Genomic DNA, 25,431 nt, shown 5'->3' with positions numbered 1-25,431 from the left:
TTGAGTGCCGGTCTCCCGCCGCGACACGACCACGTGGTGGCCGCGGTGGCCACCACGGCGGAGGTCCTCGCCCACCCGCAGCTGGACGCGGACATGCTCGCCCCCTGGGAGCACCGGCGCCTGGACCGGATACGGGTGCCGGCCCGCCGCGACGACGTGGTGGCGGCGCGGCTCCTGCTCCGCCTGTGCGCATCGCGCTTCACCGGCCGCGCCCCGGACGCCCACGAGCTCATCCAGTTCTGCCCCGAGTGCGAGCGGTACGAGCACGGCCGCCCCTCGCTCCGGGACAGCCCCCGCACCGGCGTCAGCATGAGCCATGCCCACGGTCTGGTCGCGGCGGCGGCCGGCCCCGGCGCCGTGGGCATCGACGTGGAGCCCTCCACCCGCCGGCCCGGCCCGATGGCGGTGCTGCGGCGGATGCTGCCCGAGGCCGGTCCGGTGGCGGCCACCTCGCAGGACCCCGGTCCCGGACTGCTCCGGGCCTGGGTGCGCCGTGAGGCCCTGCTGAAGGCGGGCGGCGCCGGTCTCCCACTGCTGGAATGGGAGGACCCGGGCCGTGGCGCCACGGCGGCGGTGGCGAGCGCAGCACCGGTCGACGTCCTGCCCGGGATTGCGGTGCCCGGCTGCCGGTGAGCCCGCCCGCCCCCCACTACGCAGGATGCCTCCGGCCGACCGGCCGCGGGCGCTACGGCGGCCCGCACAAGCCCTGTTGGGGTTGTGCGGGCCGCCGTCGTGATTGGTTCCCTCCGTGACTGGTGAGTTCCGTTCCCGTCCGGTTGCGTCCCGCTTTCCCACGACCCGGCCGGCGTTGAGCGGGAGCAGGGTGAAGCCCCGGGGGACCTACCTGGGGCGTAGTCAAAACGTGACTGGAACTCGGCTTATCCCTCGGTAAGATCGTTTCTCCAATACGTTACTCCGTGAAAATGTCAGGAACAAAATGAGATTGCGAAGGACCCTGCCGGCCGTCGCCGTACTTCCGGCCCTCCTGGTGATATCCGCGTGCAGCGGCGGTGCGGACGGGTCCGACGCCAAGAAGGCCACGCCCAGCGCGAAGACCAAGCAGAGTGCCGAGGAGAATGAAGCGGCAGAGGCGAAGCGGATCGGGGTCCTTGACACCAAGCACCTCGAAAAGGTGACTCTCACGGGGACGACCAAGGGGATCAACGCCAAGAAGGTGGCCAAGGCGGAGGTCGAGGCCGGACGCGGGATGCAGGCGAACAAGAAGGAGTGTCAGCCCCTCGCCAGCCTCATCGGCGGATTCACGCACATCCCTGCTGTGGGTGAGACGCACCGATCCCTCCAGCCCGTCGAGGCAACCAATGCGACGGTGGGCTCGATGTGGCTCGCCTCGCATTCCGAGAAGAACGCCACCCAGGTCATGAAGGACCTCCGCGCCGCGATTACCGCGTGCCCCAAGGGATTCAAGACACTGGGCCTCACCTACGGCAAGGTCGAGAAGCTCCCCGCGACCAAGTTCGGCGACGAGAGCGTCGACTACCGGATCACCGGTGACATCGGCAAGCAGAAGGTGCCGATGACGTACACGGTCGTGCGGGAAGACGGCGTTGTCGCCGTCTTCTACGGCGTGAATATGCTCGATGCGAAGAAGGCCGCGATCTCGAAGAGCTTCATCCAGGCGCAGCTCGACCGGATCGCGGGACAGTCGGGCTGACTCGGGCGGCCTGCACGGACGGGGAATCCACCCGTCCGCGCGGGCCGTGGTCAGGAGCCGTGAGCTCTGCTCCCGTCCGGGCGACTGCGACGGGTCGCCGGCCCCTCCCTCGGAGGTCAGCCCTCGACGCGGATCAGGTAGGGACTCACGTCGTCATCGGCATCAACAGCTTGAAAGCCCGCAGACCCGAGAATCGCGATCAACGTCGCGTACATGTGCTCGGTCACGAAGCTGAAATGCCGGAATGCCTGTGACTGGATCTCCCCCTTCTGCGCACTCTCTGCTGCAGCGCGGCTGAGTGACGGATCGATGAGCCACTGGACGAAGACTCCACCCCCGGAGTCGTCTGCCGGGTCCACCCCGACCAGCGCGCCCAGCGCGACAGCCGGTTGGTCCATGTCCTGATGCACAGTGAATCCAGTCGCTATCAGCGCTTGGGTCACCTTACCGGCCAGATCGGTCCGTTCGGCGATCTCCGCCTCACTCGCCTTTATGATTCTGAACATCACTACCTGCTGTCATTTCGCCAAGAGGTCAGGAAATGGGGTGGGTGACCCGGTGGGTCACCCACCCCATTTGCTTCCTACGGGGTTTTCCGGTCGAGATCAGGGGCTGTTATGTCTGATTCCGACGCGAACGCTTTCGATCTGGAATTCGTAGGCGGTGGCCTTGCCGATTTCGAAGGTTCGGGAAGACTGCCCGTTCATCATTTCCAGCCGGAGGAACGCCGGCCCCACTTCTCGGCGGCTCCGGCCGGCAGCCGGTCAGCCGATCTGTCCCCATTCCGCCGGGAATTCCGGCGGCCAGGGCTGACTCGGGTCGTACAACGACTGCCGCTCGCCCATTAGCTCGTACTCCGCCTCACGCCAGGACGGCTTGCCGCTGCGAACAAAGCTGTCGCCGTCTCGCTCCAGCATCCATGTGTAGGGGGCGTCCTCCTCCGGAATGCCGTGCCGCTCGCTCAGCATGCCGAACTCGGCCTCGGACGCCGCCCGGACGTGAAGCCCGTTCCGGTAGAGGGGCTTGAGGAACATCAGCGTGACATGGCCGAAGTACACCTCGACCCTTGTCGTGGTCCGGTCCACCAGTGTGGCTTCACTGCTGAGAAAGAGCTGCCGGTGCGAGGGGTTGTACCCGCTGATCCTGAAGAGCCGGCCTTCGCGGCGGAAATCTGTCATGCGCGCCATCTCCTCACTCATCGGGCACCAGCTCTCCGTTGGGGTATTTGAAGCGCTCGGGTTTCACCGTGACGACCTTGCCCTTGTCGTTGGTCATGTGCCACTCGATGGACGACCATGTGCGATTCTCAAGCCTGACGGCTGAGCGGAGCTTGATCATCTCCCATGCGGTTCCATAGCCTTCGGACTGGATGACCGCCCAGTCGCTGTTCTTGATCGTTTCCCCTCGCTGCAGAAGCAGCGCCAGTGCTTCGTCGGCGTTCTTGGCGCCGGGGACACCGTCCAGGGAAACGGAGATCTTCACGTTGGGGTTGGCCACCGCGTCCTCCACGCCCACCGTCCAGATGGCGCGCTGCCCCATTCCCAAGCCCGCGCTCAGTTCGGCCGAGTACTCGTCTCCGTTGAACGTGTGCGCGCCGGGAATGGTCTTGGCCAGATCGTCCGAGTAGGGGTTGACGCCTAGGACCACGTGGTCCCCGTCCTTCACCAAGTCCTTGAGGAACTTCCTCGCGCACTCGGTGACGTCGTCGGCGCCGGCCGCCGCGACGGAGAACACCGTGACCTTGAATGTCCGGGGGCCGAGCTTCGCACACGCTTCGGAAAGCTTCCGGACGATACGGCTGATGATGCCGCTGACGGCACTCTCCGACAGGCCGAGGGTGCGCAGCGCCCGCCAGGCGTCGGTGAACGCGATGCCGGTCCTGAGGGAAGCGTCCAGCGCCGTCGCTGCGGCCGAAGCCGCCTTGAACAGCGCGCCGGCGACGAACATGCCCACTACCCAGGCGCAGTCACCCCAGCTGCCGCCCGGCGCGAAGGGATTGAGCTTCTTCGCGCAGCCGATGAAGTCACCGAGCAAGATGTCGATCGGATCGATGCCCGAGTTGAACTCGACCATCGTCAGCGTGTGAGACATCTCTTTTGTTTTGGCTTTTGAGACGTCGGTGCCGAGATAGATCGTGTCCGCATCCGGGCAGCTGCCGGAGTAGGTGCCCTGCTCGGCCAGACACATGAACACGTCGTAGTGGGACTTGTAGGTGACGTCGGCCGTGATCGTGCAGTTGCCGATGTGGATGATCGGGTTGCAGTTGTCCTTGACGACGTTCTTCGGTTCGCCGATGAACTCCATGTGGTCCAGGACCTGCCACACCCCACCGATCCCGGTGGTGGCACCCTGGTTGATCTGCTCGGTGTTGTCGGCCTTCTCCGTGCGGTCCGCGGCCTCCTGAGCCTCGTTCGCCGCGTCCCACGCGCCCTCGGAGGCCTTCTCCGCCGCTGTCGCGTCGGTCTCCGCCTTGGTGGCGGTTTCGCGGGCACTGGCCGCGTCGTCCTCGGCCTTGGTGGCCACGGCACGGGCCGAAGCGGCGTCGTGCTCCGCCTCTGTGGCCGCGCTGTCCGCCGCGGCCGCGTCCGTCTGAGCGTCGTTCGACGCCGTCCAGGCCTTCGCCACGTCCGCGCCCGCCGACTGCGCGTAGCCGTCGGCGCGCTTGGCCGAGGCCTGAGCGAGCTTCGCGTCCGCCGCGGCCTGGGTGGCCGAGGACTGGGCCCGCTGGTACGCCTTGGCGGCGCGGACCGCGTCGGACGCCGCTGCCGCGGACGCCTGCGCCGCGAGCTTCATGTCCGCCGCGGCCTTCGCGGCGAGGGCCTTCGCCTCCGCCGAGAACCCCTCGGCCATGTCGGCGGTGGCGCCGGCCGCGGCCGCCTGCTGCTGTGCGACCGTCAGGGACTGCTGGCCGAGAAGCGTCGCGAACGCGGCCGAACTGTCGGTCTCCTGGTACGGGCCGCCGAGGCTGATCGCCTCGTTCGCCGGCTTGTTCACCGCTGCTGCGGAGTCCCGCGCCGCGAGTGACGACTGCACCGCCGCGAGCGCCTTGCCCGCGGTGGTCGCCGCCCAGGACGCTGTCTGGACCGCCTCACTGCGAGCGGCCGCCGCCTCCTCCTTCGCTGTCTTGGCCGCGGTGGAAGCCTTCTCCGACTCCTCCTTGGCGCCCTTGGCATCGAGCGCCGCCGCCTCCGAGGCGTCGATGGCCTCGGCCGCCGCCGCGTGCGCCGCCGCGGCGGAACCGGCCGCCACCAGGTAGGACGCCCAAGTGGCGTCGGACGCCGCCTTGGCGCGCGCTGCCGCGCCCTGCGCCTTGGTGGCGGCCTCACGGGCGCTGGTGGCGGCGGTGGTGGCCGCGTTCGCCGACGCGCGTGCGTTGGTGGCCGCCGTCGTCGCGGTGTCTGCGGCGCTACGGGCGTCGGTGGCCGCGGCACGGGCCGCCTCCGCCGCGTCCGTACCGTCCACAGCGGCGGCGTGGGCCTCCAGTGCCGCGGCCTTGGCCTTCAGCGAGTCCCGCCGTTGCTCGGCCTCAAGAGCGTCGCCACGGGCGGCGACCGCGTCGCGCTCCGCCTGTTCTGCGTCGGCCCTGCGGGACGACGCCGTGGCTCCGGACGCCTCCGCCGACGCACGCGCGTCCGAGGCTATCCGGCCCTGCGCGACCGCATCCGCCTCATGACCGGCGGCCTTGTCCCGCTCGCTCTCCGCGGTGGCCCGGTAGGCCGCCGCGTTGGCGCGCTCCAACTCGGCTACAGCACGCGTCCGTTGCGCCTCGGCCGCGGCCTTGCGGGCGTCCTCCTCCTCCGCCAGGGCGGTTTCCTTGGCCTTCTTGGCCGTGGCGGCGTTCGCCGCGGCCGAGGCCGCGTAGGCGTCGGCGCTGTCCGCCGCCGCCTTCGCCTGGGAGGCGGCCTCCTGCGCGGCGATCCGGCGGAACTCGGTGTTGACCGCGTGCGCCTCGGTCTTCGCCAGGGCGAGCAGCGCCTCGGACGTCGACACGGTCGCGTTCGCCGCGTTCAGCGCGGTCTCGGTCGCCTTCGCGGCGGCCGTGGCGGCCGCACCGGAGGCGCGGGCGACCTGGACCGACTGCTGGGCGTAGAGCAGCCCGCGCCCGCGCGGTACCTCTGCGGCGTCTGCGATCGCCCAGGCCTGCTGCTGGCCGGTCACCGCGCGCTGCGCGGCGGCCTTGGCGGCGGTGGCCTGCTGCTGGGAGGTGGTGACGAGCGCCTGGACCTTGCCCCGGGCCTTCGCGAGGTCCGTCTTCGCCTTGTCGAAGAGGGCCTGCTTCGGCTTGAGGATGTCGTCCGGGTCGTTCTCCAGCTGGTCGTGCCAGTACTTCTGCCAGCGCAGGATCTGGTCGGCGAGCCACGCCTGGCCGATGGCCTCGACCATGTTGTCCGCGGCGGACCGGGTCGCGGCGGCGGCGTCCGCCTCCGCCCGCATGATGACCGCACGCGGGGCCGCCTGGCCGGCGTACTCCGCGTCCCACTCGGCCGAGGCCTGCGAGACGACCTCGCTCAGGGAGTTGCGCGGGTCCACCGGGTCCTGGTGGTTGCACGAGGCCCAGTCCTGCTTGAGGGTCTCGACCTCGACGCGGAACTCGGGGGAGTCCTCGGCGACCTTCTTGCCGAGGAAGCCGCCGTGCCGCAGGTAACCGGCGATGTCGGCCGAGGTCGTACCGCCGGAGTACCGGGTGTTGCTCACATTGGAAGGCCGCAGCATGACGTCGGCCTCGAAGTCGTGCCAGCTGTCCTTGCCCCGGTTCTGCTCGGTGACCTCACGGGCCTTCGCCACCGCCTCGTCGCCCGCGTTGGTGTGGTCGTCCCAGCCCAGACGCTGGGACATCTCGGCCTGGGAGGCCAGGGTGAACCCGAGGATGTCCTCGCCGAACTCCGGCGCGTGCAGGGTGATCCCGTCGTCGAACGAGCTCATCGCGTACGGCCGGTTGGCGTCCTCCAGGAGGGCCTCGCGGGCCGCCATCGCGTCCCGGTAGGCGTAGCCGGCCTTCTCGTCCTGGTCCCGGGCCTGGCCCAGGGGCATGAACCCGATCCAGCCGACGTCACCGATGACGGCGTCGAGCTGCTCGTTCGTGCCGGTCAGGCCCTCGATGGCCTTGGCCTTCATCTTGGCGCCGCCCGCGTGCAGGGCGACTCCGGCGAGGCACTGGTTGAGGCGCGGGGTGGAGCGGACGTCACTGATGACGGCGGTCAGCTCGGTGAGCCGGCGAAGAGCGTTGTCGGCGTCGACGAATATCTTCCGGACGCCTTCGGAGACCTTCTCCACCGCCTGGGCGAGCGCGGGCACCCGGCCCACCATCGCGACGGACGAGGCGATGTCGACGAGATTCCAGAGGCAGTCCTCGACGTCGTAACCGGCCAGGCACTCCTTCACATCGGCCGCGTCGAGCTCGTCGAACAGGATCTGCCCGCCGTTGGCCGTCGCCCACGCCACCAGGTCCACCGAGACGGCCTTCAGGCCGTCCCGGTAGTCGTCGACACAGGTCTGGCCGCACGCGTCCAGGAGGATCTTCTCCTCGCGCTCGCCCAGCACCGGCCAGTTGTCGGCGCCGCCCTTGATGGGCGTGACGCCCTCCGCGAGCGCGTCCTTGTGCGCGGCCTCGTTCTTCTCGCGCTGTTCCTTCTCCGCCTGCGCGGCCGCTTCCTCCGCGGCGGTGCTGTCGCCCTGTGCGTCGGACGCCTTGTCCTCGGCGTCCTTGGCGTCCTTCTCCGCCTGATCCGCCTTGTCCTGGGTGCCCTTGGCGGCTTCCCCGGCCCGGCCCGCCTTCTCGTTCGCCTCCGCGACGTGCCGTTCGGCGTCGGTCGCCTCGCGGTCCGCCGCGTCGGCGGTGTCCCGAGCGTCGGTCGCGAGAAGAGCGGCACTGGCCGCGTCGGTCCCCGCCTGCTCGGAGAATCCGGCCGCTTCGGCGGACGCGCTCTTGGCACCCTTCTGGGCGGCGGACGCCTCGGTGGCGGACGCCTGGGCGCGGGTCACGGCCTCGACGGCACGCACCGAATCGCTCGCGGCACGTGCGGCGGCCTCCGCGGCGAGCTTGGCGTCACCCGTTGCTTGCGTGGCAGCCTGCTGCGCCGACTCGGACGCCGCCGCGGCCTCGGTGGCCTTGGCCTCGGCAGCCGCCGCCTGCTGCTCGGCGATCGTCTTCGACGACTGGCCGACGAGTACGGCGAACGCGGCCGAACTGTCCGTCACCCGGTAGGGAGTTCCCGCCGCGATGGCCTCGTTGGAAGCGGTGATCGCCTCCTTCGCGCTGTCCCGCGCGGCGAGCGCCGCCTGTCCGGCCGCGTAGGCGCGGCCGACCGAGGTCGCGGCCGTCTTCACAGCCGAGGCCGCGCTCGCCCCGGCCGCCACCGACTCCTGCTCGGCCTTCTTGGCCTGTTCCGTGGCGTTCCCCGACGCCGTGGCGGCGTTGTCCGCGAGGAGCGCCGCGTCCTGCGAGGCGTCCAGGGCCACGGCAGCGGCGGCGTACGCGGAGGAGGACGCGTCGAGCGATGTGCGGTACGCCGACCACGCCTTGACCGCGTCGGCCTCGGCACGCTTGGCGGCGCCCTCCGCCTTGGTCGCGGCGGTCCGCGCGCCGACGGCGGCGGTGGTCGCCTCGTCCGCGGCGGTCCGCGCGACGGTGGCGGCCTGCGCCGCCTGGGTCGCGGCCGTACGGGCGGCGGTGGCCGCGGCCCGGGTCTCGGCGGAGGCGGCGGTGCCCTCGGCGGCGGTGGCCGCCGCTTCGAGCGCGGCGGCGCGGGCCGCGACGGCCTGCTTCGCCTGGAGCGCGACGACGGCCTTCTCCCGCGCGGTCTGCGCGGCCTTCGCCTTCTCGGTGGCGACCTTGCGCTTCGCCGTCGCGTCGGTGGTCGCGGTCTCGGCAGCCGTATCGGCGCTACTGGCCGTCGTCTGCTGGGTCGCCGCCCGCTGCTCGGCCTCCCGCGCCTTGGCCCGCTCGGTGGCGGCAGTCGCGCGGGAGGCGGCCGCGTTGGCCTTCTCCGTCTGCGCCTTGGCGCGCTCCGAAGCGGCGGTGGCAGCGGCCGTCTCGGCCTTGTTCCGCTTCTGCTCCGCCGTCGTGCGGGCGTCCTTCGCCGTCTTCGCGCTGTCGGCGGCGGCCGAGGCGTTGGTCTCGGCGCTGTCGGCGGCGGCCTTCGCCTGGGCGGCGGCCTCCTCGGCGGCGACGCGGCGGAACTCGGTGCTGATGGCGTGCGAGTCGGTCTGCGCCTTGGCGAGCAGGGCGTCCGCGTTCGCGATCGTCGCGTTGGCGGCGGAGAGCGCGGTCTCGGTCGCCTTCGAGGCGGCCGTGGCGGCGGCCGAGGAGGCGCGGGCCACCTGGACCGACTGCTGGGCGTACATCAGGCCCCGGCCGCGCGGGACATGGGCGCTGTCCGCGACGGCCCAGGCCTCCTGCTGCGCGGTCGCGGCCTGCTGCGCGGCCGTGGCGGCCTTGCCCGCCTGCGCCTTGGCCGAGACGACCAGGTCGGCCACCTTGGTACGGGCGGCGCTCAGGTCGGCCGTGGCCTTGTCGTAGAACGCCTGGTCGGGCTTCTCGAAGATCGTGTCCGGGTCGTTGGCGAGCTCGTCCTGCCAGTACTTGCGCCAGCTCAGGATCTGCTCGACGATCCAGGCCTGCCGGATGGCCTCGACCATGTCGTTGGTCGCGGCCTGGGTCGCCGCGGCGGCGTCGGCCTCCGCCTGGATGACCGCGGCCCGCTGGGGGGCCTGCCCCGCGTACTCCGATTCCCACTCGACCATCGCGGTCATGAGCGGGGCGTTGAGATTGCGGCGCGGGTCGATCGGGTTCTGGTAGTCACAGGCCGCCCAGGCCTGCTTGAGGTCCTCGACCTCGACGCGGTACTCGGGCGAGTCCTCGGCCGGTGCCTCGGTCGCGTACCCGCCACGCCGCAGGTAGGAAGCGATGTCGCTGGAGGTGGTGCCGCCCGAGTACTTGTACCCGACGTCCCGCAGCATGTCGCTCGCCGCGGCGTCGGACCAGCTGTCCTTGCCGTCGTTCTCTTCGGTGATGACCCGCGCCCGCGCGATCGCCTCGTCGCCGGCCTCGCTGTGGCCGTCCCAGCCGAGCGGGGAGACGAGCTGGACCTGGTTGATCGCGGTGAAGTAGTTCACGTCCGCGCCGAACGCGGGCGCGTGCCACTCCATGTCGTCGCTGGCCCACGCGGACTCGCGGTAGGGCTTGTTGGCCTCGTCGAGCTCGTCGGTACGCAGGTCCATGGCGTCCCGGTAGGCCTTGCCGTCGTCCTCGTCGGCGGTTCCGGCCGTGCCCAGGGGGCCGAAGCCGATCCAGCCGATGTCGCCGATGGCCTCGCGGAGCTGCGCGTCGGTGCCGGTCAGGGCCTCGATGGCCTTGGCCTTCATCCTCGGTCCGCCGACGTGCAGCGCCACACCCGCGAGGCAGCGGTCACGCCGGGGGGACTCACCGACGCTGTTGCGGGTGTACCCGGTGTCCTCCTCGGGTGCCGGGGCGGCCAGCGCCTGCGGAGCCTGGATCACACCCATCAGTACGGCCGCGGCGGTGACGAGCGCCGTCGCACTGGTGGCTCTGGCCACTGTGGAACGTATGCGACGCCGGCGTCTGCCGACGTCTCTGAGCATTGACATGTCTGCCTTGCAATCTCTGGACCGTTCGGCAGCACCTCTGCATGAGCATGACAGGCGGCCCGCTGTCCGGGTCAGACTCACCACGGCGCGACAACTGCCGGCGTGCTCGCCTCTTCCACACGTCGACGCTGCCGCTTGCTCCGTGAGAGTGCCATGAACACGCCTTCACGTGAAGGTTGAATGATCTTCACTAACCGGGCACAGGATTCACTAGTGTGCAAAGTGATCCCGTTATTGATCATCTTGTTATCCGGCGGGGCGCCCGGACCCCGGGCGCGGGCCGGGCCGGGTCGGGCCAGGCCGTCGGAATCCCCCTCGGTCGGATGCCTTCCGCGCCATCGGCGTACGGGTGTACGGTCTCGGGCCAACGCAGAATTGGGAGCGCTCCCATATCCGGCGCAACTCCCGCAACTCCCGCAACTCCCATGGCTCCCATCGTCGTTGTCCGCTTCGCACGAGGAGGAACGCCTTGAAACGCTTTCTCGCCCTACTGGCGACCTGCGCGACGGTCCTGGGCCTCACGGCACTGGTCGCTCCCCAGGCGGCGGTGGCCGCCACCGGCTGCCGGGTCGACTACACCGCCACCAACACCTGGCAGGGCGGTTTCCAGGCCGCGGTGAAGATCACCAACCTGGGCGCCCCCGTCGCCGGCTGGAAGCTCGCATTCGTCATGCCGGATGCGGGGCAGCGGCTCGCGCAGGGCTGGAACGCCACCTGGTCGCAGTCCGGCTCTGCCGTCATGGCCACCACCGCCGCCACGGACTGGAACGCCGCGCTGGCCACCGGTGCCGCGGCAGAGCTGGGGTTCACGGGCTCCTTCGCGGCCGCCAACCCGGCCCCCTCGGCGTTCACGCTCAACGGCGTCGCATGTACGGGCTCCGACGTGCCCCCGCCGGTCGGGGACGACGGCACCCCCGTGGGGATCAACGGACAGCTCCACGTCTGCGGAGTGAACCTGTGCAACCAGTACGACCGCCCCGTACAGCTGCGGGGCATGAGCACCCACGGCATCCAGTGGTTCAGCCAGTGCTACAACGCCGCCTCGATGGACGCGCTGGCCAATGACTGGAAGGCGGACCTCCTGCGCATCGCGATGTACGTGCAGGAAGACGGCTACGAGACCGACCCGGCGGGCTTCACGGCCCGCGTGAACGGCCTCGTCGACATGGCCGAGGACCGGGGCATGTACGCCCTGATCGACTTCCACACCCTGACGCCGGGCGACCCGAACTACAACCTCGACCGCGCCAAGACGTTCTTCGCCTCCGTCGCCGCCCGCAACGCCGACAAGGCGAACGTGATCTACGAGATCGCCAACGAGCCCAACGGCGTGAGCTGGTCGGCCATCAAGAGCTACGCGGAACAGGTCATCCCCGTCATCCGGGCCGCCGACCCGGACGCCGTGATCGTCGTCGGCACCCGTGGCTGGTCCTCGCTGGGGGTCTCCGACGGCTCCAGCGAGAGCGAGATCGTCAACAACCCTGTAGCCGCAACCAACATCATGTACACGTTCCACTTCTACGCCGCGAGCCACAAGGACAACTACCGCGCGGCGGTGAGCCGGGCCGCCGCACAACTGCCGCTGTTCGTCACCGAGTTCGGCACGGTCAGCGCCACCGGCGGTGGAGCGATGGACCGGGCGAGCACCGCGACCTGGCTGGACCTCCTCGATCAGCTGAAGATCAGCTACGCGAACTGGACCTACTCCGACGCTCCGGAGAGCAGTGCCGCGTTCCAGCCGGAGACCTGCGACGGCACCGACTACAGCTCCAGCGGCGTACGGACCGAGTCCGGAGCACTGCTCAAGGACCGGATCAGCACTCCGGACCACTTCCCCACCGGCTGACCCTCCCGTGCGGGCGGCGGCGTCAACTGGGCCGCCCGCACGGACGACGGAGCGTTTCCTATGCTCTGACCATGGACGGATATCAGGGCCTGACGGCAATGATCGCTGGGAGACCGCTCAGGGAGGGGGCGGCCCAGTAACTCCGGGGGCAGGCGGCCTGGACAGTACGCTGGCCCCCGTCCACACGGTCTGGGGGAGTCATGGCAAGCAGGTTCACCGAGTTGTCCGTCGACTGCCACGATCCGGAGCGGCTCGCGGCCTTCTGGTGCGAGGTGCTGGATTTCCAGGTGATCGACCGGAGTGAGGGCAAGGTCGAGATCGGCTCCTGGGTGCCGACCGTCGAAGACGTCCGGGCCCGCCAGATGCCGCCCACCCTGGTGTTCATTCAGGTGCCCGAGGGCAAGGCCGTGAAGAACCGGCTCCACCTCGACGTCAGCCCGATCGACGACAGCACCGAGGGCGAGGTGAGCCGCTTGCTCGGTCTCGGCGCCACCAGGACGGATGTGGGCCAGGGCGCGGACCGGAACTGGGTGGTCATGGCAGACCCCGAGGGCAACGAGTTCTGCGTCCTGCGCACCCTGGCGCCGCAGAGCTAAGGGCTTGCAGGGAATGAAGAGTTGGTTCCCGTTCCAGCTGTCGTTGTCGTGACATGCGCATCGCTGACAGGACTCGTGAAGTTCATGGTGTTGTTCCCGCACCCGGACGAAGGGCAACGGCGGCTGTTGATGGCTGCGGAGGTCCGATGCGGCGCTTCTGGCGCGCGGAACATGGCTGCCGTACGGCGACCTCTACCATTACGTGCACTCCGCACACCCCGCTGTGCGCTGGAACTACCTGACGCTCTTGGAGAAGACCCCCCTCGGCACCCCCGAGTACACCCCTGACGCACTGCTGTTGAGCGAAAGCGCGATCGTACGTCACCACTTCCGGGCACTGACGCGCATCGGAGGAGCCGGCTCACCGGAACCGGCTCACCGATCCGGTGGCCGTTCCGCGTCACGGTGAAGGACCGCCGGTCCGCCGGCGCGGTGACTCAGTCCAGCTCTGCGATGAACGTGCGCCAGGCGTCGGCGCCGAAGGCGATCACAGGGCCGGCGGGGCGCTTGCTGTCGCGGACGGGGACGAGGCGGGGGACGTTGTCGGCGACTTCGAGGCACTCGTTGTTGCCACCGCTGTGCGTGCTGGTGCGCCACCTCGCGCCCGAGAGGTCCGGCGTGCTGCGGTGTGCGCTTCTCATGGTCTGTGCTCCTTGGCCCGGCGGTGGATGACAGCGCGGGACTCTGTCGGGGAGAGGGCGGATGTGCGCGCGGCGTCGAACAGGTCCTGGTAACGGGAGACGTCAGCTTCCCGCTCCAGCCACATGGAACCCGACGGGTTGTCAGCCAGCACCACGTCGAGCGCCCCCTCCTCGGGAAATCCCAGCACTACGTACGGGCCGAACATACTCGCATGCGCCCCACGGGAGAACGGCAGCACCTGCACGGTCACGTTGGGGTTCTCGGAGCTGACCAACAAGCTCGCCAACTGCGCATTCATGACCTCTGGGCCTCCAACCTGCTGGAGGAGGACAGCCTCGGAAAGCACCGCCCACACGCGCAATGGCTGGTCTTCCGCCAGGCGTTTCTGCCGGGCCAGACGCACTTGGACGAACTTGTCGATTTCATCCGCTGTCTCCCACTGTTGGGAGGCCACGGTCACGGCCCGAATGTAATCGGGGGTCTGCAGCAGTCCGGGAATGAGCTGCGCCTGGAAGGTGCGGATCGACCCCGCCATTGCTTCCAGGGCGATGTAGTCCCGGTAGGTGTCGGCGAGGACCGACCCGTACTGGTTCCACCAGCCCTCCCGGCGCCGGCGGTTGGCCTTACGGGCCAGTGCGCCCAGCCGATCGCGGATCTCCTGATCGGATAGCTCGTAGGCGTGCAGCATTGCTGTGAGGTCAGGCAGTCGCACCGCGACGCGGCCATTCTCGATGCGGCTGATCTTGCCCTTGGTGCAGTCAAGCGCCTCTGCTGCCTGGGCAGTGGTCAACCCTGCGGTCTCCCGCAACCTTCGTAGCTCATCGCCAAGTTGGCGACCCAGGACAGTTGACGGAGTGGCGGTAGTGCGCTTCGCAGGCATGAGAACACCTTTAGCAAACTGACGGCTCGGAGGAGGTGAGGTTACTCGAAAGAAGGAAAATCGGCATGATGCGCGTCGGCAACGTTGCAGATTCGCATGCTGCTCGTCCATGCTGATGGGCACCGGGATGGCGTTGTGCGAGATGAGCTGCCCATCCCTCCAGAGGATTCCGGCCGATGTCGACCTTCTTGGAGCTGCCATGACCACACCGAACGAAGTGACCTTCAGGCTTACCCGCTGTCGCAGCAGCGTTCCCAGGGCGAGAGCCATGCTCCGCGCCAAGCTCGGGGAGTGGCGAGCTAGCCAAGCGGCTGCGTTGGAAGGTGAGTTGATTCTTTCGGAGCTGGTGACCAACGCCGTACGGGTGCCCGCACCCGGAGACCGCATGGTGGGCGTACGCATTCAATGCAGGGGGAGGGGCGAACTCCTGCGCCTGGAGGTGAGCGACGCGGGGGCGGGCCGTCCGGAGGTGCAACGGCCCAGCGAGCTGGACAAGGGCGGACGCGGGCTCCTGCTCGTCGAGGCCCTGGCTCACCGTTGGGGCGTGGACGAACGCCCGGCCGGGATCGGCAAGACGGTCTGGGCGGAGCTGCTGGCACCCGGCGCCGAAACCGCGCCCGCGGAGACCCAGATCGCGGCGGTATCCGTCCGGGCCGGTCAGTGCGTACGCATGTGGGGCGCCTGGCACACGGTTCGCGCGGTCCGCAGCGAGCGGTACGCATCGGGAGGGCTGGCAGTCATCGTCGTCCTGGACGACGGAGGCCCGGCCCTGCGCCTGCACGCGGCGGAGCTGCTGACCGTACGAACAGCATCGGCCGCAGACCAGCGGATCCAAGCCCCGACCGGTTCGGTGGTCTCCACGTGAAGGCGTTGTGGCAGAGGCTGCTCCGACGCCAAGTGCACCACCCGGGGCCGCGATTCCTCGGCACGCTGATGCAACTAGCTGGTGGTCAAGCGGTTGTGATCAGCGAGGCGGGCCAACCGGTAGCGAGGACGCCTGCTCCACGGCCGCAGGTGTGGCGGCGGCCGGGACGGGGCTCGCTCCGGGGCCGTATCCGTATCCCCGTCGACTTCGACCATGCGCCGGCCTCCGTGGCTGACGCGCTGGGGATGCGCTGATGCGACTCCTGCTGGACACGTCCGTCGTGATGTGGTGGATCGCCGACGCGCCGCAGCTGTCCGCGTCGTTCAAGGAACTACTGGACACTGAACCCGCCGTGTACGTCAGCGCGGTGTCCCCGTGGGAGATCACCGTCAAACAGTTCCTCGGGAGCTTCGAGGGCCCCGGAGACCTGGCCGAGCAGGTGCGGGACCTCCGGTTCAGGAACCTGTCCATCACGGGTGCGCACGGGGTGCGGGCGGGGCGGCTGCCCATGGTGCACACCGATCCCTTCGACCGGATACTGATCGCGCAGGCGCAGGCCGAAGGGATGGTGCTGGCCACCCGGAACCGCTGGATTCCGCAGTACGACGTGCAGGTCATGCCGGTCTGACCTGCACGTCGGGCGGTTCCCCGGCTGCCCGGCTACTTCCGACCGCGCCGGGCCGGGCCGGGGCGCCAGTCGCGCAAGTCGTCGTCGGTCAGACCGTACTCACCCTGCTGGGCGGAACGGTAACCGGCGAAGAAGGCGGCGGGCGTACCGCTGTACAACGGGTCGAACTCGTTGTGCCACTGGCCGAGCCAGGGCTGAAGTTCGAGGAGACCCGCGAGGAGAGGCACCATCTCCTCGCGGAGAGCCTGTCGTCGTTGGTGAAGTACGTGGTCAGCGCCTGCGCCTGCTCCCGGCGATCCCAGCCCAGCGACCGGTTCCCGGCCGACGGCTATGAGCACGTGCGGGAACTCATTGCCTTCCCGCAATTCGCGATCGTAGAGTCCCGAGGCGGGTGAAGACGAGAGGTCCGCTGCGTCTCGGGGTACCCGGACCCGGTGGGGCGGGCAATGATGCTCTCCGCCCGGTCCTTGGTGACCATGGAGGCGCAGAGCGAGCGCGGGGGAGTAGCTATGGCAGGGTCCGGGCGTCCGAAGCCGGTCGATGAACTTCTGAGGGCCGCCCGGCTGGAGATCGCGGCGGAACTGCGCAGCGACGGGGGAAACAAGCCCAAGGCTTCCCTGAGCGCGGGGCGCAGGCTCTCCATGTCCGGGTCGCAACACGAGTACGAATTCAGTTTCAAGCGCTGGCCCGAGGCTCTGAACGGGCTGCCCCTGCTGGTACGGCGCTCCCGATCGCAGGGCGCCTGGACGCCGGTGGAGGCCACCACCCGCCTTCCTGACAACAAGGTTCGTTTCGTCACCGAGGCGGACCTGGGACATGCGCCGGGCCAGGTACAGCTGCGCGCGGACGATGCCCAGACCTGGAAGGTGCTGGCGGAGCGTCTCGCGTCCGTCGGCGGGGCGGACCACCCGGTGCGTCCGCAGAGCGCCGGATGGATTACCGGCCACGGAAGTCCGAAGGTGGCGCGTGAGGCCGACCCGGGGCGTTGGGTTGCCGACTGGCCCTCGCTACGTCTCAACCCACGGCAGCGTCAGGCTGTGGAACAGGCCCTCGCCAGTGAGGTCACGTTCTTGTGGGGGCCACCCGGAACAGGCAAGACGGACGTGGTCGCGCACATCGTCGAGGGGTGCGCCCGCCAAGGGCTCAACGTGCTCTTCCTCGCACCGACGAAGGTCGCCGTCGACCAGGCACTGGAACGGATCTGTGACCTGCTCTCCGGCGAGCAGGGCTTCGACACCGGTCTGGTCCAGCGGGCGGGCGACATCGACGTCGAGTCGCTCAGGGAGCGATACGGCCCGTACGTGGACCACGAACAAGTGGCAGCCCGGCTCTCCGCCCACCTGCAGAGCAGGCTCACTCAGCTCACTTCGACCTTGACGACGGTACGCGCGGGCGTCGCGCTCCACGAGCGGCTGCGAAGCCTGAAGGAGGACCTGGCCACCGTCCGCACCTCGTACGGAAACGCGGGTACTGCGCAGCAGGAGGCCGACCAGGCCTGGAGAGATGCCCGGGAGATCGCGGAGGCGATGGAGTCGCGTATCCGCCGCATCGGTACGCCGTCGGGCATCTTCGCGGGCCAGAAACAGGCCAAACTCGATGCGGCGCTCACCCACCTTCGGACGGCCAGGCAGATGACGTCCGATGCCATGGTGAGCAGAGAAGTGGCGAAGACGGCACAGGACAAAGCCGCGCGGGACATCGCCCGCATCGGAGCAGACATCACCGATCAAACCGCGAAGCTCGGTGGTGTCGGGCCGCTGCGGAGCCTGATCGAACAGACCGACGCTCTCCAGAAGCAGATCAATGCGGCGGAGAAGGAACTGCGGCGTATCTCCGACGCTGTGAGGGCGAACTGCCGGGTGCTCGGAGCCACGGTCGCGAAGGCTGCCCAGTCCCGCTCCTTGCTGGAGCGAACAGATGTCGTGGTGATCGACGAGGCAGGCATGATCAACCTGCCGATGGCCTGGTACGTAGCCGGTCTGGCGGGGAAGCGCGTTGTGGTGGCAGGCGACTTCCGTCAGCTGCCGGCCGTGAACAAGGCTGCCGACGACCGGGGCGCGAGCGAGGAGGACAAGGCACACGCGCGCCGATGGTCGGCTACGGATGCCTTCCGCGCGGCAGGTCTGGTCACCACCGCCGGAACCGTGCGCCAGGACCCGAGGCTCGTTGCTCTGGGCACCCAGTACCGCATGCGCGAGCCGATCTGCGCGCTCGTCAACGCCGTGGCCTATCCGGACGCGCCCTTGCGCACCGGACGGGACAACGAGAGCCGCATCCCCTTCAGCCCGCTCGTCAACGCCCCTGTCATCCTGATCGACACGTCGGGGCACTGCGTTCCCGGCCCCAACCACAGAACGAATCCCGTCCATCAGGCCGCGGTGCACGAACTCGTGCGCGGCCTTCAGTACGACGAAGTGCTGCCGCCGAGGAAGGCGGAGAACGTTTCTCCCGGTGAACGGGCGACCGACCGCCTGGCGGTTATCGCTCCGTACCGGGATCAGGTCAATGGCCTCAAGCGTGTCCTGAAGGAGCGACTCGGCGCCGATTACGACGGCCTGGTGGAATCCGTGCACCGGTTCCAGGGCAGTCAACGACCGGTCGTGATCCTCGACACCGTGGCTGGAGGCGGTGACTATCCCGGTCATTTCTACCGAGGAACCGGCCTGGACTCCGAGACGTGCCGCCTGCTGAACGTTGCCCTGAGCCGGGCGCAGGATCATCTCGTTGTCATCGCGGACGTCTCGTTCCTCCGCAAGAAGCTCCCGCAGCGGAGCGAAGCACGGACGATGCTCGACCACCTGGAGTCGCACGCCCAGGCCATCTCCGTCGACCAGCTCATCCCCGTCAGAAGTGCGGCCGAACTGGCGGCACTGCCGGACACGGAGCTCTCTCGGCCGGCGTTCTTCCCTGCTGACCAGGTGGATCGCGCGGTGCGCTGGGACATCGAACGTGCCAGGAAGAGCATCGACATCTATACGTTCCTGCTGGCGGGGCCCCGAGTGCAGAGGTGGCTGGCTCTCTTGGCGGAGAAGGCTGCTGCCGGTGTAAGGGTGGCGATTCACACTCGGTCTCCTGAGGAGCAGCGCGAGGAGTCCGTGGCCGAGCGTCACCGCGGACTGGTGGATCAACTCACGTCGGCGGGCTGCACTGTTGAGTTCCGCGAGCGTATGCACGAGAAGGTGTTCATCGTGGATGAATCCGTCCTGTGGCACGGCTCGTTGAACCTGCTGGGCAACCTGGGGCCCACCGATCTCATGATGCGGTTGGAGGACGCCGATTCCTGTGCACAGGCCCGACACGTCATGGATCAGGCGATCAAGGAGCGGTCTGCGTACCAGGGAAGACGAGGCACGCGCCCGGACCAGGGACCGGGCGCCGCGAGAAGGAAGAACCCGGACGCGTCCGAAGGCGTCGAGGTGGGAGCCACGGTCTGGGGGCGGCTCTACCTGAACGTCTCCTACCAGGAGAAGGAAGAGGCCAAGCGCCTGGTCAACGCCCAGTTCGATGGCGACAACATCCTCTGGTACACGGACGCGGCGCAGGTTATCCCGCTGGGTAAGCAGGGGTGGCTGCGCCCCAAGGGCTGAACGATGGTGCCGATGGTGGCCGGGTACGCAAAGGCCTCCACCGGTACCGTTGTCAGTTTTCGTCGGCAGCTCTCAGACGTGGGAAACGAGACAACGACAAAGGCCCGGACTCAGCACGACTGAGTCCGGGCCTTCATGCTTGGCACTTCACCTGTCCAGCGCCGCAATCACGCTGTTCCGATGGAAGTGCCCCCGGCAGGATTCGAACCTGCGCACCCGGCTCCGGAGGCCGATGCTCTATCCCCTGAGCTACGGGGGCGTATCGCGGTGTTGCTCTGCGACGGGTGAAACACTACCAGCTTCGACGGGGTGGCCGTGAACAGGTATTTCCGAGTCGCCACAGAGGTACCGCGGAGCCGCCGCGCAGGCGCTGGACGGCGCGCCCGGCCCGTCGCACACACATCCGGCCAACCTGTGCCGCCATCCGTCCGGGGACGGAAGTGGGCAAAACCCGGACGCAGCCACTCCGGCCCGCCTACTCTCGAAGGGTGTCAGTGGCGTCCGGCCGCGTGCTTGTTGTCGACGACAACAAGGTCATCCGGCAGTTGATCAGGGTCAATCTTGAGCTTGAGGGCTTCGAGGTCGTGACCGCGGCCGATGGTGTCGAGTGTCTGGATCTGGTGCATCGGATCAGCCCCGATGTCATCACGCTCGATGTCGTCATGCCCCGGCTGGACGGTCTGCAGACGGCCACCAGACTCCGTTCCGATCCGCGGACCCGGCATCTGCCCGTCGCGATCATCAGCGCCTGCACGCCGTACGAGGTGGACAACGGCGTGGCGGCGGGGGTGGACGCGTTCCTGGCGAAGCCCTTCGAGCCGAGCGAGCTGGTGCGGGTCGTCCGACAGCTGATGGAGCGCGGCAGGCCGCCCGCGCTCGACGGCAGGCAGGGTGCCGGGCGGGCGGAGAGCGCCGCCGGCTGACCGGATGCTGACCGGATGGCGAAACCGGTTCGCGAAAGGCCCCCCTCCCTCCCATACGCTTGTCCCGTGACCCCCGCCGATCTCTCCTCGACCGTGCTGCACGCCGTGCGCCGCGCGGTCGACGAGGACGCCTTGCGCGCGCCCGTGCCCGCGCGTGTGCGAGTGGAGAGGACGCGGCCGGGCGGGCGCGGCGACTACGCCAGTGCCGTCGCCCTCCAGCTGGCCGGGCCCGCCGCACTGCCCGCACGCGAGGTGGCCGAGATCCTTCGGGCGCGGATGGCCGGTGCGCCCGGGATCGGGCGGGTCGAGATCACCGGCCCCGGCTTCCTGAACTTCACGCTCGACGCCGCCACGGACGCCGCCGCGCACAGTGCGCTCGTCCGCCAGGTGCTGGAGCGGGGGACGCGGTACGGGCACGGCGACGTGCTCGCCGGCGTACCGCTGCGATTCAGCCACGCCCGCGAGGTCCGGGCCGCGGTCACCGCCGACGTGGTGCGCCGGCTCGTACGGGCGCAGGGCGCGTCCGTGCGCATCAGCTGCGACGGGGCTCGCGACCCGGACTGGGCGCGCCTCGGCATCACAGCCGACACCCACGCGGAGCCCCCGGTCCCGGCCCCCGTACCGCCGACGGAGCTCGCCCACGCGGAGCCCCCGGTCCCCGACCCCGCACCGCTCGCGGAGCCCGCCCCCGTGCCGCCGACCGAGATACGGCCCGTCCCGGCCGGTGCCGCCGCCGGTGTGCTGCTGGCGCGGCTCGGGCCCGACGCCACACGCTGGGGGCTGCTCCGGCCCGCCGGGCACGACCGTGCCCCGCTCGGGGACGAGCTCCTCGTGCAGGGCGAGGGCAATCCGCTGTTCCTGGTCCGCTACGCGCACTCCCGCGCCCGTGCGCTGAGCCGCGGCGCCGAGCTGCTCGGGTTCACGGGCGGGGGCGGCCAGGATGCCGGCGAGGTGGCGTTCGGGGAGCCCGAGGCGCTCGCGCTCCTCGCCGTCATCGCCGACCACCCGGCCGTCCTCGCCGCCGCCGCCCGTCACCGCGCACCCGACCGGCTCGCCCGCCACCTCGAAGCGGTCGCGCACGCGTTCTTCGACTTCCACGACGCCGCGTCACCGCTCCCCGTCGGGGACGAGAAACCCTCGGCCGCCCACCGCACCCGGCTCGCCCTCGCCGAAGCCGCCGGGACGGTGCTGGCAGGCGGCCTGTCCCTGCTCGGCGTCAGCGCGCCCCCGTACCTCTGAGAGACCCGAGAGAGCAGAGCAACACGATGAGCCGATCCGCACACCCCGCCGGTCCCCGTCACGCCGACGTCATGACCGAGGGCCACTACTCCGCCCCGGCCGAGGACCTCAACGTCCTCGACGAGAAGGTCTGGTCCCGCACCGTCGCCCGCGACGAGCACGGCGCCCTGACCGTCGGCGGGATCGAAGTCGCCCGGCTGGCCGAGGAGTTCGGCACCCCGGCCTACTTCCTCGACGAGGCCGACTTCCGGGACCGCTGCCGCGCCTGGTCCGACGCCTTCGGCCCCGGCGCCGACGTCTTCTACGCCGGGAAGGCCTTCCTCTCCCGCGCGGTCGTGCGCTGGCTGAAGGAGGAGGGCCTCAACCTCGACGTCTGCTCCGGCGGCGAGCTGACCACGGCCCTGGACGCCGGGATGCCCGCGGAGCGCATCGCCTTCCACGGCAACAACAAGACGGTCGACGAGATCGAGCGGGCCGTCACGGCGGGCGTCGGGCGGATCGTGCTCGACTCCTTCCAGGAGATCGTCCGGGTCTCCCACATCGCGCAGCGGCTCGGCCGCCGCCAGCCCGTGCAGATCCGGGTGACCGTCGGCGTCGAGGCCCACACCCACGAGTTCATCGCCACCGCGCACGAGGACCAGAAGTTCGGCATCGCGCTGGCCGGGGGACAGGCCGCGGAAGCGGTCCGGCGGGCACTCACCCTCGACGGGCTCGAACTGATCGGCATCCACTCGCACATCGGCTCGCAGATCTTCGACATGGCCGGCTTCGAGGTCTCCGCCCGGCGCGTGGTGCAGCTGCTGGCCGAGGTCCGCGACGAGCACGGCGTCGAGCTGCCCGAGATCGACCTCGGCGGCGGCCTCGGCATCGCCTACACCTCGGAGGACGACCCGCGCGAGCCGCACGAGATCGCCAAGGCGCTCGGCGACATCGTGACCCGGGAGTGCGAGGCCGCCGGGCTCGCCACCCCCCGGATCTCCGTCGAGCCGGGCCGCGCCATCGTCGGACCGACCGCCTTCACGCTGTACGAGGTCGGCACGATCAAGCCCCTGGAGGGGCTGCGGACGTACGTCAGCGTCGACGGCGGCATGTCGGACAACATCCGCACCGCGCTGTACGACGCCGAGTACAGCGTCGCGCTCGTCTCCCGGACCTCGGACGCGGAGCCGATGCTCGTCCGGGTCGTCGGCAAGCACTGCGAGAGCGGCGACATCGTGGTCAAGGACGCCTTCCTGCCGTCCGACCTGGCCCCCGGCGACCTGATCGCGGTGCCCGCCACCGGCGCGTACTGCCGTTCCATGGCGAGCAACTACAACCACGCGCGGCGCCCGCCGGTCGTCGCCGTGCGCGACGGCGAGGCCCGGGTCATCGTCCGGCGCGAGACGGAGGAAGATCTCCTGCGTCTCGACGTCGGCTGACGCCGTATTTCCCGGGGCACACCCCAGGTCCCCGATAAACATCTCAGGATCCGGACGGGTGGCGGGGAACGCCCGTCCGGTGAGTGAGACTGGTCCATACATCAGATGTAAAGGAAACGAGGTCGGATGATGCGTACGCGTCCGCTGAAGGTGGCGCTGCTGGGCTGTGGAGTGGTCGGCTCAGAGGTGGCGCGCATCATGACGACGCACGCCGACGACCTCGCCGCGCGCATCGGCGCGCCGGTGGAGCTCGCCGGCGTCGCCGTGCGCCGGCCCTCCAAGGTGCGCGAGGGCATCGACCCCGCACTGATCACCACTGACGCGACGGCCCTGGTCAAACGGGGCGACATCGACGTCGTCATCGAGGTCATCGGTGGCATCGAGCCCGCCCGCACGCTCATCCGCTCCGCCTTCGAGCACGGCGCCAGCGTCGTCTCCGCCAACAAGGCGCTCCTCGCGGAGGACGGCGCCGCCCTGCACGCCGACGCCGAGAAGCACGGCCGGGACCTCTACTACGAGGCCGCCGTGGCAGGCGCCATCCCGCTCGTCCGGCCGCTGCGCGAGTCCCTCGCCGGCGACAAGGTCAACCGGGTCCTCGGCATCGTCAACGGCACCACCAACTTCATCCTCGACAAGATGGACACCAGCGGCGCCGGGTACTCGGAGGCGCTCGACGAGGCCACCGCGCTCGGATACGCGGAGGCCGACCCCACCGCCGACGTCGAGGGCTTCGACGCCGCCGCCAAGGCCGCGATCCTCGCCGGTATCGCCTTCCACACCCGGGTGAAGATCGGTGACGTGCACCGCGAGGGCATCACCGAGGTCACCGCCGCCGACATCGCCTCCGCCCGCCGCATGGGCTGCACCGTCAAGCTCCTCGCGATCTGCGAGCGCGCCGCCGACGGCCGCTCGGTCACGGCCCGCGTGCACCCCGCGATGATCCCGCTCAGCCACCCGCTCGCCTCCGTCCGCGAGGCGTACAACGCGGTGTTCGTCGAGGCGGAGGCCGCCGGGCAGCTGATGTTCTACGGCCCCGGCGCCGGTGGCGCGCCCACCGCCTCCGCGGTCCTCGGCGACCTCGTCGCGGTCTGCCGCAACAAGCTCAACGAGGCCCCGGGCCCCGGTGAGTCCGCGTACACGCGTCTGCCGGTCAGCCCCATGGGCGACGTGGTCACGCGGTACCACATCAGTCTCGACGTGGCCGACAAGCCTGGCGTACTCGCCCAGGTCGCGACGGTCTTCGCCGAACAGGGCGTATCCATCGATACGGTCCGCCAGAAAGGCCGTCAGGAAGGCGGCGGCGAGGCTTCGCTCGTCGTCGTCACCCACCGCGCGCCCGACGCCGCCCTCTCGGGGACGGTCGAGGCGCTGCGCAAGCTCGACACCGTACGCGGTGTCGCCAGCATCATGCGTGTTGAAGGGGAGTAAGGACCCATGACCACCAAGGGCACCCACCAGTGGCGCGGCATCATCGAGGAGTACCGGGACCGTCTCCCGGTCACGAGCACGACGCCGGTCGTCACGCTCCGTGAGGGCGGCACGCCGCTCGTACCCGCTCAGGTCCTCTCCGAGCGCACGGGCTGCGAGGTGCACCTCAAGGTCGAGGGCGCCAACCCCACCGGTTCCTTCAAGGACCGCGGAATGACCATGGCGATCACCCGGGCCAAGGAGGAGGGTGCGCAGGCCGTCATCTGCGCCTCCACCGGCAACACCTCCGCCTCCGCCGCCGCGTACGCGGTCCGTGCGGGCATGGTCTGCGCCGTCCTCGTACCGCAGGGCAAGATCGCGCTCGGCAAGATGGGCCAGGCGCTCGTGCACGGCGCGAAGATCCTCCAGGTGGACGGCAACTTCGACGACTGCCTGATGCTGGCCCGCTCGCTCTCGGACAACTACCCGGTGGCGCTGGTCAATTCGGTCAACCCGGTCCGTATCGAAGGCCAGAAGACGGCCGCCTTCGAGATCGTCGACGCGCTCGGTGACGCCCCGGACATCCACGTACTGCCGGTCGGCAACGCGGGCAACATCACCGCGTACTGGAAGGGGTACACCGAGTACGCCGGGGACGGCCTGTCCACGCACAAGCCGCGGATGTGGGGCTTCCAGGCCTCCGGCTCCGCGCCCATCGTGCGCGGCGAGGTCGTCAAGGACCCGTCGACCATCGCCACCGCCATCCGGATCGGCAACCCGGCCTCCTGGCAGTTCGCGCTCAACGCGCGCGATGAGTCGGGCGGTTTCATCGATGAGGTGACGGACCGGCAGATCCTGTCCGCCTACCGGCTGTTGGCCTCCCAGGAGGGCGTCTTCGTGGAGCCCGCCTCCGCCGCCTCCGTCGCCGGTCTGCTCAAGGCCGCGGAAGAGGGCAAGGTCGACCGGGGCCAGCGCATCGTCTGCACGGTCACCGGCAACGGCCTCAAGGACCCGGACTGGGCCGTCGCCGGCGCCCCCCAGCCGGTAACCGTCCCGGTCGACGCGGTCGCCGCCGCCGAGAAGCTGGGCCTGGCCTAGGACACACCGCACGACGGCCGCCC

18 protein-coding genes and 1 tRNA gene are annotated in these 25,431 nt (G+C 69.7%); 12 read left to right on the top strand and 7 right to left on the bottom strand.

Annotated elements, in window-relative coordinates; all coding sequences use genetic code 11:
* Together RLT59_RS10860 and RLT59_RS10855 are read left to right on the top strand one after the other, a co-directional pair.
* The gene (locus RLT59_RS10860; protein WP_311303210.1) at positions 1 to 633 is read left to right on the top strand and encodes a 4'-phosphopantetheinyl transferase family protein; all 633 of its coding nucleotides are present in this window, start codon (positions 1 to 3) and stop codon (positions 631 to 633) included.
* A gap of 304 nt (positions 634 to 937) precedes the next feature.
* Positions 938 to 1,672 carry a hypothetical protein gene (locus RLT59_RS10855; protein WP_311303209.1) on the top strand — a complete coding sequence of 245 codons (735 nt, stop codon included), beginning with the start codon at positions 938 to 940 and terminating at the stop codon, positions 1,670 to 1,672.
* 116 nt (positions 1,673 to 1,788) lie between these two features.
* Here RLT59_RS10855 and RLT59_RS10850 read toward each other — a convergent pair whose 3' ends face one another.
* From RLT59_RS10850 to RLT59_RS10840, 3 genes are all read right to left on the bottom strand, one after another.
* Positions 1,789 to 2,178: a hypothetical protein gene (locus tag RLT59_RS10850; RefSeq protein WP_311303208.1), complete on the bottom strand. Its 390-nt coding sequence runs from the start codon at positions 2,176 to 2,178 to the stop codon at positions 1,789 to 1,791.
* A gap of 258 nt (positions 2,179 to 2,436) precedes the next feature.
* Positions 2,437 to 2,850, bottom strand: a complete 414-nt coding sequence (locus tag RLT59_RS10845; protein WP_311303207.1) for a hypothetical protein — start codon at positions 2,848 to 2,850, stop codon at positions 2,437 to 2,439.
* 13 nt (positions 2,851 to 2,863) lie between these two features.
* A complete protein-coding gene (locus tag RLT59_RS10840; protein ID WP_311303206.1) occupies positions 2,864 to 10,228 on the bottom strand; it encodes a polymorphic toxin type 27 domain-containing protein in 7,365 nt (2,454 codons plus the stop codon).
* 520 nt (positions 10,229 to 10,748) lie between these two features.
* On the opposite strand from RLT59_RS10840, the gene RLT59_RS10835 reads away from it, so the two are divergent.
* On the top strand, positions 10,749 to 12,125 hold the full coding sequence (locus tag RLT59_RS10835) for a cellulase family glycosylhydrolase (RefSeq protein ID WP_311303205.1): 1,377 nt from the start codon (positions 10,749 to 10,751) through the stop codon (positions 12,123 to 12,125).
* 200 nt (positions 12,126 to 12,325) lie between these two features.
* On the top strand, positions 12,326 to 12,721 hold the full coding sequence (locus RLT59_RS10830) for a VOC family protein (protein ID WP_311303204.1): 396 nt from the start codon (positions 12,326 to 12,328) through the stop codon (positions 12,719 to 12,721).
* A 437-nt stretch (positions 12,722 to 13,158) separates the two neighbouring features.
* Here RLT59_RS10830 and RLT59_RS10825 read toward each other — a convergent pair whose 3' ends face one another.
* Both RLT59_RS10825 and RLT59_RS10820 read right to left on the bottom strand, forming a co-directional pair.
* The gene (locus tag RLT59_RS10825; protein ID WP_311303203.1) at positions 13,159 to 13,362 is read right to left on the bottom strand and encodes a DUF397 domain-containing protein; all 204 of its coding nucleotides are present in this window, start codon (positions 13,360 to 13,362) and stop codon (positions 13,159 to 13,161) included.
* The gene (locus RLT59_RS10820) at positions 13,359 to 14,243 is read right to left on the bottom strand and encodes a helix-turn-helix domain-containing protein (protein WP_311303202.1); all 885 of its coding nucleotides are present in this window, start codon (positions 14,241 to 14,243) and stop codon (positions 13,359 to 13,361) included. Before RLT59_RS10820 ends, RLT59_RS10825 begins: the two co-directional genes overlap by 4 nt.
* A gap of 199 nt (positions 14,244 to 14,442) precedes the next feature.
* On the opposite strand from RLT59_RS10820, the gene RLT59_RS10815 reads away from it, so the two are divergent.
* Together RLT59_RS10815 and RLT59_RS10810 are read left to right on the top strand one after the other, a co-directional pair.
* Positions 14,443 to 15,108, top strand: coding sequence for an ATP-binding protein (locus tag RLT59_RS10815; protein ID WP_311303201.1), 666 nt, complete (start codon positions 14,443 to 14,445; stop codon positions 15,106 to 15,108).
* A 253-nt stretch (positions 15,109 to 15,361) separates the two neighbouring features.
* On the top strand, positions 15,362 to 15,736 hold the full coding sequence (locus RLT59_RS10810) for a type II toxin-antitoxin system VapC family toxin (RefSeq protein WP_311303200.1): 375 nt from the start codon (positions 15,362 to 15,364) through the stop codon (positions 15,734 to 15,736).
* Between the two features lie 32 nt (positions 15,737 to 15,768).
* Here the strand turns inward: RLT59_RS10810 and RLT59_RS10805 are convergent, their stop codons facing one another.
* Positions 15,769 to 15,966 (bottom strand): DUF7008 domain-containing protein, encoded by a 198-nt coding sequence (locus tag RLT59_RS10805; RefSeq protein WP_311303199.1) that lies wholly within the window; start codon positions 15,964 to 15,966, stop codon positions 15,769 to 15,771.
* Positions 15,967 to 16,245: 279 nt separating this feature from the next.
* Between RLT59_RS10805 and RLT59_RS10800 the strand changes: the two genes are divergently transcribed.
* Entirely contained in the window at positions 16,246 to 19,323 is a 3,078-nt protein-coding gene (locus RLT59_RS10800; RefSeq protein WP_311303198.1) for an AAA domain-containing protein, read from the top strand.
* Between the two features lie 187 nt (positions 19,324 to 19,510).
* Here RLT59_RS10800 and RLT59_RS10795 read toward each other — a convergent pair.
* Positions 19,511 to 19,582 (bottom strand) — tRNA-Arg (locus RLT59_RS10795).
* 229 nt (positions 19,583 to 19,811) lie between these two features.
* On the opposite strand from RLT59_RS10795, the gene RLT59_RS10790 reads away from it, so the two are divergent.
* The 5 genes from RLT59_RS10790 (at position 19,812) to thrC (ending at position 25,408) form a co-directional block, all read left to right on the top strand.
* Positions 19,812 to 20,246 carry a response regulator gene (locus tag RLT59_RS10790; protein WP_311303197.1) on the top strand — a complete coding sequence of 145 codons (435 nt, stop codon included), beginning with the start codon at positions 19,812 to 19,814 and terminating at the stop codon, positions 20,244 to 20,246.
* Between the two features lie 66 nt (positions 20,247 to 20,312).
* Entirely contained in the window at positions 20,313 to 21,485 is a 1,173-nt protein-coding gene (nrtL, locus tag RLT59_RS10785; RefSeq protein WP_311303196.1) for an ArgS-related anticodon-binding protein NrtL, read from the top strand.
* A gap of 26 nt (positions 21,486 to 21,511) precedes the next feature.
* Positions 21,512 to 22,903: a diaminopimelate decarboxylase gene (gene lysA / locus RLT59_RS10780; RefSeq protein ID WP_311303195.1), complete on the top strand. Its 1,392-nt coding sequence runs from the start codon at positions 21,512 to 21,514 to the stop codon at positions 22,901 to 22,903.
* 126 nt (positions 22,904 to 23,029) lie between these two features.
* Positions 23,030 to 24,331 carry a homoserine dehydrogenase gene (locus tag RLT59_RS10775; protein ID WP_199884456.1) on the top strand — a complete coding sequence of 434 codons (1,302 nt, stop codon included), beginning with the start codon at positions 23,030 to 23,032 and terminating at the stop codon, positions 24,329 to 24,331.
* A gap of 6 nt (positions 24,332 to 24,337) precedes the next feature.
* On the top strand, positions 24,338 to 25,408 hold the full coding sequence (gene thrC / locus RLT59_RS10770) for a threonine synthase (protein WP_311303194.1): 1,071 nt from the start codon (positions 24,338 to 24,340) through the stop codon (positions 25,406 to 25,408).
* Positions 25,409 to 25,431: the final 23 nt, after the last annotated feature.

This window comes from Streptomyces sp. ITFR-6 (assembly GCF_031844725.1).
In the GTDB taxonomy this organism is placed as follows: Bacteria; Actinomycetota; Actinomycetes; order Streptomycetales; family Streptomycetaceae; genus Streptomyces.
Note: the sequence above shows the minus strand (reverse complement) of the source record. Positions and strands in the feature narration are given on the sequence as shown.

What these genes read in the sequence shown, in the direction of transcription:
- RLT59_RS10855 (WP_311303209.1), top strand. Translation starts at nt 938, where the DNA reads ATGAGATTGCGAAGGACCCTGCCGGCCGTCGCCGTACTTCCGGCCCTC.
- RLT59_RS10850 (WP_311303208.1), bottom strand. Translation starts at nt 2,178, where the DNA reads ATGTTCAGAATCATAAAGGCGAGTGAGGCGGAGATCGCCGAACGGACC.
- RLT59_RS10845 (WP_311303207.1), bottom strand. Translation starts at nt 2,850, where the DNA reads ATGACAGATTTCCGCCGCGAAGGCCGGCTCTTCAGGATCAGCGGGTAC.
- RLT59_RS10830 (WP_311303204.1), top strand. Translation starts at nt 12,326, where the DNA reads ATGGCAAGCAGGTTCACCGAGTTGTCCGTCGACTGCCACGATCCGGAG.
- RLT59_RS10825 (WP_311303203.1), bottom strand. Translation starts at nt 13,362, where the DNA reads ATGAGAAGCGCACACCGCAGCACGCCGGACCTCTCGGGCGCGAGGTGG.
- RLT59_RS10820 (WP_311303202.1), bottom strand. Translation starts at nt 14,243, where the DNA reads ATGCCTGCGAAGCGCACTACCGCCACTCCGTCAACTGTCCTGGGTCGC.
- RLT59_RS10815 (WP_311303201.1), top strand. Translation starts at nt 14,443, where the DNA reads ATGACCACACCGAACGAAGTGACCTTCAGGCTTACCCGCTGTCGCAGC.
- RLT59_RS10810 (WP_311303200.1), top strand. Translation starts at nt 15,362, where the DNA reads ATGCGACTCCTGCTGGACACGTCCGTCGTGATGTGGTGGATCGCCGAC.
- RLT59_RS10805 (WP_311303199.1), bottom strand. Translation starts at nt 15,966, where the DNA reads ATGGTGCCTCTCCTCGCGGGTCTCCTCGAACTTCAGCCCTGGCTCGGC.
- RLT59_RS10800 (WP_311303198.1), top strand. Translation starts at nt 16,246, where the DNA reads ATGGCAGGGTCCGGGCGTCCGAAGCCGGTCGATGAACTTCTGAGGGCC.
- lysA (WP_311303195.1), top strand. Translation starts at nt 21,512, where the DNA reads ATGAGCCGATCCGCACACCCCGCCGGTCCCCGTCACGCCGACGTCATG.
- RLT59_RS10775 (WP_199884456.1), top strand. Translation starts at nt 23,030, where the DNA reads ATGATGCGTACGCGTCCGCTGAAGGTGGCGCTGCTGGGCTGTGGAGTG.
- thrC (WP_311303194.1), top strand. Translation starts at nt 24,338, where the DNA reads ATGACCACCAAGGGCACCCACCAGTGGCGCGGCATCATCGAGGAGTAC.